The 6,638-nt window shown below is 66.4% G+C and carries 4 protein-coding genes; all 4 read left to right on the plus strand.

All coding sequences use genetic code 11. The annotated features are described in order from the left end of the window. Positions 1–337: 337 nt before the first annotated feature. Genes CAP_RS21150 through fabD form a run of 4 tightly spaced genes read left to right on the plus strand, consistent with a single transcriptional unit; the run spans position 338 to position 6,592 of the window. Entirely contained in the window at positions 338–1,861 is a 1,524-nt protein-coding gene (locus tag CAP_RS21150; RefSeq protein WP_044243972.1) for an ATP-binding cassette domain-containing protein, read from the plus strand. A 2-nt stretch (positions 1,862–1,863) separates the two neighbouring features. Next, entirely contained in the window at positions 1,864–3,108 is a 1,245-nt protein-coding gene (locus CAP_RS21155; RefSeq protein WP_044243974.1) for a macrolide family glycosyltransferase, read from the plus strand. A gap of 50 nt (positions 3,109–3,158) precedes the next feature. Next, a complete protein-coding gene (locus CAP_RS21160) occupies positions 3,159–4,151 on the plus strand; it encodes an acyltransferase domain-containing protein (protein ID WP_081865112.1) in 993 nt (330 codons plus the stop codon). Further along, positions 4,148–6,592 carry an ACP S-malonyltransferase gene (gene fabD, locus CAP_RS21165; RefSeq protein WP_044244000.1) on the plus strand — a complete coding sequence of 815 codons (2,445 nt, stop codon included), beginning with the start codon at positions 4,148–4,150 and terminating at the stop codon, positions 6,590–6,592. Before CAP_RS21160 ends, fabD begins: the two co-directional genes overlap by 4 nt. Positions 6,593–6,638 lie beyond the last annotated feature (46 nt).

A 6,638-nucleotide genomic window follows, 5' to 3' on the forward strand; every position in this document is an offset into this window, starting at 1 on the left:
CGTCTCCGGGCACGTGGCCGACGCGGAGGGAAGAAAGGCCGAGAGGGCTGCGCGCATGCCGCGTCTCCGCGGTGGGTGTGGGGTGGGGGCAGCCAACGATCGATCCAACGATCGATCTAATCGATCACTTGATCTATCGAAGCCCCCGCGTTGCGCGGGGGTGAGGTGCCTTTACTCGCCCTGGAGGATGGACTACCCAGCGGGAGCTACGGGAAGTCGGAGCGTAGCGACGCAGGGCCGCCACGTTCACTGGGTGCACCCCCCATGCGCTCGAACGATCAAGCGCCTGGAAGCACGTCATGAGAGCAGGGGATCCCCTGGGCGCCATCGGTTGTAAATGACCCTCTGGGAGCTGATTCGTAACGAGGCCGGCGGGGAAACCCATGGGCTCGTTGCCGCGGCCGTCATCGCGGGAGCGGCGAATGCGCTTGCCATCGCGCTACTCAACGCTGCGGCCGCGTCCTCGGACTCATCCGAGAAGATGCGCTCGTTGTTCCTGATCTTGCTGTGCGTCGTGCTGTACGTCTTCTGCTCGCGGCGCACCTACCATCGCACCACCACGCTCATCGAGCAGGCGCTGAAGCAGATCAAGCTGAGGGTCGTCGGGAAGATCGAGCGCGCGGATCTCCAGGGGCTCGAGCAGCTCGGGACGTCGGAGATCTACGACCGGATCACGGAGAACGTGTCGGTCATCTCCGATTCCGCGAGGCTCATTGCGAACGTGCTCCAGTCGATGTGCGTCCTCGCGTGCGCCGCAGTCTACATCCTCCTGCTGTCTCCGCCGGCCTTCGCTCTGCTGGTACTGCTCACCACGGTGGGCATCTTGCGGTACTTCGCCCGGGACGCGGAGGTCGGCGAGCATCTCGCCGAGGGGGCGAAGAAGCGCATCACGTTCTTCGACCAGATGACCGACATGCTGAAAGGCGTGAAGGAACTCCGGTTGAGCGGGAAGCGAAGCCGTGACGTCCGGGAGGACATCTCGGGGACCGTGGAGGAAGTGCGCGCGGCGACCGTCGGCGCCAACAAACTCTTCAATGACAATCTCGTCTTCGTGCAATGCGTGCTGTTCGCTTTGCTGATTACGATGGTGTTTGTCCTGCCCGAGCACGTACCCCTGGACAGCACGAAGGTGACCACGCTCGTCGGAGCGGTCCTGTTCTTCTGGTCACCGCTCGGCGGCGCGGTGGGCGGAATGCCTGCGTACAAGAGGTCGGGCATCGCCCTCTCGAACATCGAGGTGCTGGAGAAGAAGCTCGACCGTGCCATGCGCGACGCGGTGCCGCCGGAGCAGGCCAAGGATCCCTGGGGAGGGACCTTCTCGACGATCCAGATGGACGACGTCACGTTTGCATACGCCGCCGCTGCGGGTGACCACGGCTTCCAGATCGGGCCGATGAGCGTCAGCATCGCCAGGGGGGAGACGATCTTCGTGGTCGGCGGGAATGGCAGCGGCAAGTCGACCTTCATGAAGGTACTCATGGGGCTCTACCCGGCGACGGGCGGCGAGCTGCGCATGGATGGAGAGAAGGTCCGGGCCGAGAGCGTCGCGGCCTACCGCGAGATGTTCTCGGTCATCTTCGAGGATTTTCACCTCTTCTCTAGGCTCTACGGCGTGCTCGACGCCGACGAGCAGCTCGTGCAGCGCCTCCTGCAGCAGATGAGGATTGACGACAAGACGTCTTACGTCGACACGCACTTCACGACGCGCAACCTGTCGACGGGTCAGCGCAAGCGGCTGCTGAGCCGTCGCGTCCGCGCTGGATGCCCTGTTCCGACGAGCGCACGAACGCACGAACGCACGAGCACACGACGCGCCGAGTTCCTCGGGCGCCCCATGATGTCCTCCCAACCTCCTCGATGATGATGACCAAGATAGCCTTCCTGAGCTTCCCCGAGCACGGGCATGTGAATCCGACGATCGGGCTCGTAGAAGCGCTCGTGAAAGCAAACTTCGACGTCGCTTATTACGCCAGCGAGCGATTCAGGGAGGTCATCTCGGCGACTGGCGCTCAGTTCAGGGACTATGGCTTGGCTCTGCCGACGCTGGAGCAGAGTGAAAACCTCGTCCATTCGACGAACATCATGCTGGAGTGCGGGGAGATCCTCCACGCGCGGATGTTCGACGAGGTCGCCGCGCTGAAGCCAGTCCTCATCATTCACGACGGCGTGTGTGGGTGGGCCAAAGCCATCGCGTCGCGGCTGAACATCCCCGCGGCGTCGTCCATCTCTTCGTTCGCGATGAACGAGAGCCTCCTCAAGAGCCTCAATTCATTTCCGGACACCGTCGACTTCTTCGCCCGCCTGTTCTTCACCCAGCACGGGAAGCGCTTCTTCTCCCTGGTGGCCAGCCAGAACGAGCGGCTGAAGGCCTCTGGCCTACCGGTGCCGCCCAGGGGGATCGATCTGGTCCAGTTCTCGACCAGCCCCGAGAAGCTGAACCTCGTCTACTCGACGCGCGCATGGCAGCCACAGGGATCGCGTTTCGATGATTCCTACAAGTTCATCGGGCCCACCATCACGAAACGGGGCGACGAGACGTTCGATTTCCAGAAGGAGGGAGACACGCCCGTCGTCTACATCTCCATGGGCACGATCCTCAACCGGGACGTGAACCTGTACCGGACCTGTTTCCAGGCGCTCGGTGACATGAACGTGCAAGTGATCCTCTCCGCTGGCAAGGGCGTGGAGCTGCTGAAGTACGAGCCGGTTCCCCAGAATTTCAAGGTGTATCCCTCGGTTCCGCAGCTCGAGGTCCTGAAGATGGTCGATCTGTTCGTCTCCCAGGGAGGGATGAACAGCGTGAACGAGTCCATGTACTTCGAGGTGCCGATGGTCGTCGTCCCTGTCACGGGCGAGCAAACCCTGAACGCCAGGCGCGTCCGCGAGGCCGGTGCAGGCATCCTGTTGCAGAAGATCAGCGCGAAGGGCCTGAGGGGTGCTGTGGAGACGATCCTGCGCGATCCCAGCTACAAGCAGCGCAGCAGGGAGGTTTCCCGTGACTTCAAGAGCGCGGGGGGGGCCGCGCTGGGCGTGCAGGAGATCGTGAAGTACCTCCAGGGGCGCGAGCAGCGGGTGCCCGGGGTTTCGCAGGTCTCGACTGGGGCCTGAGGGGATCGGTTGCAGCAGCGCCCCGGAGAGGGTTCCGGGAGAGAGGATCGATGGGTCCCGCAAAAACCGTGTTCATGTTTTCCGGCCTGGGCTCGCAGTACCACCAGATGGGGCGCGAGCTCTTCGAACAGGACGCCGTCTTCAACCGCTGGCTTCTCCACTACGACAGCTTCGTGACTGGTACGGGAGGCGCGTCGGTGATCCCGGAGATCTATGCTCCGGAGCGGCAGCGAGGCAATGCGTTCTCGGATCTGAAACGGGCCGCAGCGGCGCTGCTCGTCGTCGAGTGCGCGCTCGCGCGTTCGCTCATGGAAGCTGGCGTCGTCCCTGACCTCCTGCTCGGCGCGAGCCTCGGGGAGTACGCGGCGGGCATCCTGGCGGAGGCGCTCGACTTCGGGGAGATCCTCCAGGTGTTCCACCAGCAGCTCGACGTGCTGCGCGAGGCGTGCGCGAGGGCGACGCTGGTGGGGGTCTTCCACAGCTTCGCCTGGGTCGCGAGCACCCCGCTTCTGCGGGAGCGCTGCGAGATCTCCGCCTACAATTTCGAGGGGTGTGTCGCCCTCACGCTGCGCGAGCGCGACTGGGAGGAGGTGCGCCGCTGCCTCATCGCGCACGACGTCGTCCATCAGGTGGTCCCGGTCGACCAGGGGTTCCACTCCTCGCTCGTCGAGCCTGCCGAAGGCGGGGTCAGGCGGGCCATGCAGGGCCTCCAGCGCAGGAGCCTGGCGATGCCCGTCCTGTCGTGCGCCACGAACCGCCGGGTCATCGCCTTCGACGACGATCACCTCTGGGGCGTCCTGAGGAAACCCATCGGGTTTCAGCGGACCATCGAGGCCCTGGAGCGCGAAGGGAAGCACGTCTACGTCGACGTCGGCCCCTCGGGGACGCTCGCGGGATACACGAAGCACGTGCTCGGCCGGGCATCCGCGGCGCGGGTCTTCCCGGTGCTCTCGATCTTCGGTCGAGACGTTCACAACCTGTCGAAGCTCCTCTCGCAGCATCGGGGGGCGCTCGAAGACGCAGCTTGGAGGGCTCCGGCATGAGGGTCTTCGTGTTTCCCGGTCAGGGTGCACAGCAGCGGGGGATGGGGAAGGATCTCTTCGATGCCTGGCCCACGCAGACGCATGCGGCGAGCGAGATCCTCGGGTACAGCATCAAGTCGCTGTGCACCGAGGACCCGGCGCGGGAGCTGAACAAGACGCAGTTCTCCCAGCCGGCCCTGTTCGTGGTCGGTGCGCTCTCGTACCTGCGCCGGCGCGATGAGCTGGGACGCGATCCAGACGCCGCGGCTGGACACAGCCTGGGCGAGTACAACGCGCTCTTCGCGGCGGGCGCTTTCGATTTCGAGGTGGGTGTGCAGCTCGTCAAGCGGCGCGGTGAGCTGATGGCGCGGGCGCAAGGGGGCGCGATGGCCGCCGTGCTGAACCTGGAGGCGGATCGCGTCCGGGCGCTGCTCGAGGAGCATGGTCTGGACTCGCTCGACATCGCCAACCTCAACACCCCGACGCAGACCGTGCTGTCCGGCCCCGAGGTCGACATCACGCGCGCGGGTCCCATCTTCCAGGAGGCGGGTGGGCGGTACGCGCGCCTCAACACGAGCGCGGCCTTCCACTCGCGGTACATGGAGGCCGCCGCGCAGGAGTTCAGGGCATACCTCGCGGGGTTCTCGTTCCGACCGCTCCGGTTCCCCGTGATCGCGAACGTCACGGCGCGGCCGTACGCGCCCGGGGACACCGTGAACATGCTGGCCGCGCAGCTCCGGAGCCCGGTCCGCTGGGGCGAGATCGTCGCCTACCTCCTGAACGAAGGGGAGGTGGAGTTCGAGGATCTCGGCCACGGGACGGTGCTGACGAAGATCATCACCGAGAACCGCCGGACATTCACACCAAGGAGCCGCGAGGGGGAGACTCGGGTGCCCGTGGAACCCGCCACGCCCGCCACGCCTGCCATGCCCGCCGCGTCCAGCGGCATCGAGGACCCTGCGCCGCGCGGCGCCTCCGGAAACGGCTCGGCGCACGACACGAAGGGTCACCGTGCGGCGGTGAAGTCGAACGGCAATGGGGCTCACACGCTCTCGCCCGAACTCCTCGCCGAAGCGCTACGGAGCAGCGAGGTGGCGGAGAGCGGGCACGCGCAGGCGTCATCCCGCCGGTCGCCATCCGCCGCTCCAGGGCAGCGCCTCGGGAGCCCGGAGTTCCGGCGGGCGTACGGCACCGAGTACGCCTACTACGCAGGTCCGATGCGCGAGGGGATCTCGGGTGTCGCGATGATCGAGAAGCTCGCTCGGGCGGGCATCCTGGGGGTGTTCGGTGCGGCAGGGCTCTCCGAGCAGGAGCTGGACAGGTCCCTCTCGACGCTGCAGCGCCGCCTCGAAGGCAGGAGCCTCGCGGTCGACCTGAGGGCGGGCGAGGACGAGCAGGGCCGCGTCCGCGCGCTCCTCCAGCATGGCGTGACCATCGTCGAGGCGTCAGGCTTCTCGCTCGTCACGCCCGCGCTCGCACACTACCGCGTCAAGGGGGTGCACCGCGGGTTCGACGGGGTGGTTCGCGCGCCCCACCAGATCATCGGCAGGACCTCGCGCCTGGAGGTCGCGGAGCGGCTCCTTGCGCCTCCCCCGGCAAGGGTTCTGCGCGAACTCGTCGCCGGAGGGCAGCTGAGCGCGCAGGAGGCGGAGCTCGCATCGGAGCTGACCACGGTGACCGACCTCTGCGTCGTCGCGGAGGCTGGCAGCGCGACGGAGCACGGGTCCGCGCTCACGCTGCTCCCCGCGTTCCTTCGCCTCCGGGCAGAGCAGCCTGCAGCCGCGGCGGTGCGGATTGGCCTGGCAGGCGGGATCGGGGCTCCGGAGAGCGCGGCTGCCGCGTTCCTGATGGGCGCGGACTTCATCTGCACGACCTCGATCAACCAGTGCACCGTGGAGGCCGCGACGAGCGGCCTGGCGAAGGATCTGCTCGAGAAAGCCCAGATCCACGACACGGCGTACATCCCGGACAGCGCGCATTTCGAGGTCGGCGGGCGCGCGCAGGTCCTGAAGAAGGGCGTGTTCTTTCCTGCACGCGCCAACAAGCTCTACGAGCTGTACCGGTCCCACCCGTCGCTCGACGCGCTCGACGCGGAGTCGAGGCGCCTGCTCGAAGAGAAGTACTTCGGCAAGCGGCTCGACGACGTGCACGCAGAGCTGACCGCGATGTCACCGGCGAGCGCGCAGGAAGCCGAGGGCAACCCCAAGGCGAGGATGGCGCGGGTGTTCCGCGCGTACCTGGATCGCGCGCACACCTATGCGCGATCGGGAGACGCGGCGCAGCGCGTGCAATTCCACATCCCTTGCAGCTCCGCGATGGGCGCGTTCAACGCCTGGGTGAAGGGGACGCCGCTGGAGCCGTGGCCCAACCGGCACGTCGACGAGATCGCGGTCCATCTGATGAACGGGGCTGCCGAATTCCTGGCCCGACAGGGACGATCTCTCGCTGCCATCGTGGGGTGATCGTTCCTCGAAGCTCGTTTCGCCGTCGACGACACCGTCGTTCGTT

Origin of the sequence: Chondromyces apiculatus DSM 436 (genome assembly GCF_000601485.1) — a bacterium.
Taxonomy (GTDB): domain Bacteria; phylum Myxococcota_A; class Polyangia; order Polyangiales; family Polyangiaceae; genus Chondromyces; species Chondromyces apiculatus.

Coding starts and splice junctions, on each gene's coding strand:
- CAP_RS21150 (WP_044243972.1), top strand. CDS start 338: ATGACCCTCTGGGAGCTGATTCGTAACGAGGCCGGCGGGGAAACCCAT.
- CAP_RS21155 (WP_044243974.1), top strand. CDS start 1,864: ATGACCAAGATAGCCTTCCTGAGCTTCCCCGAGCACGGGCATGTGAAT.
- CAP_RS21160 (WP_081865112.1), top strand. CDS start 3,159: ATGGGTCCCGCAAAAACCGTGTTCATGTTTTCCGGCCTGGGCTCGCAG.
- fabD (WP_044244000.1), top strand. CDS start 4,148: ATGAGGGTCTTCGTGTTTCCCGGTCAGGGTGCACAGCAGCGGGGGATG.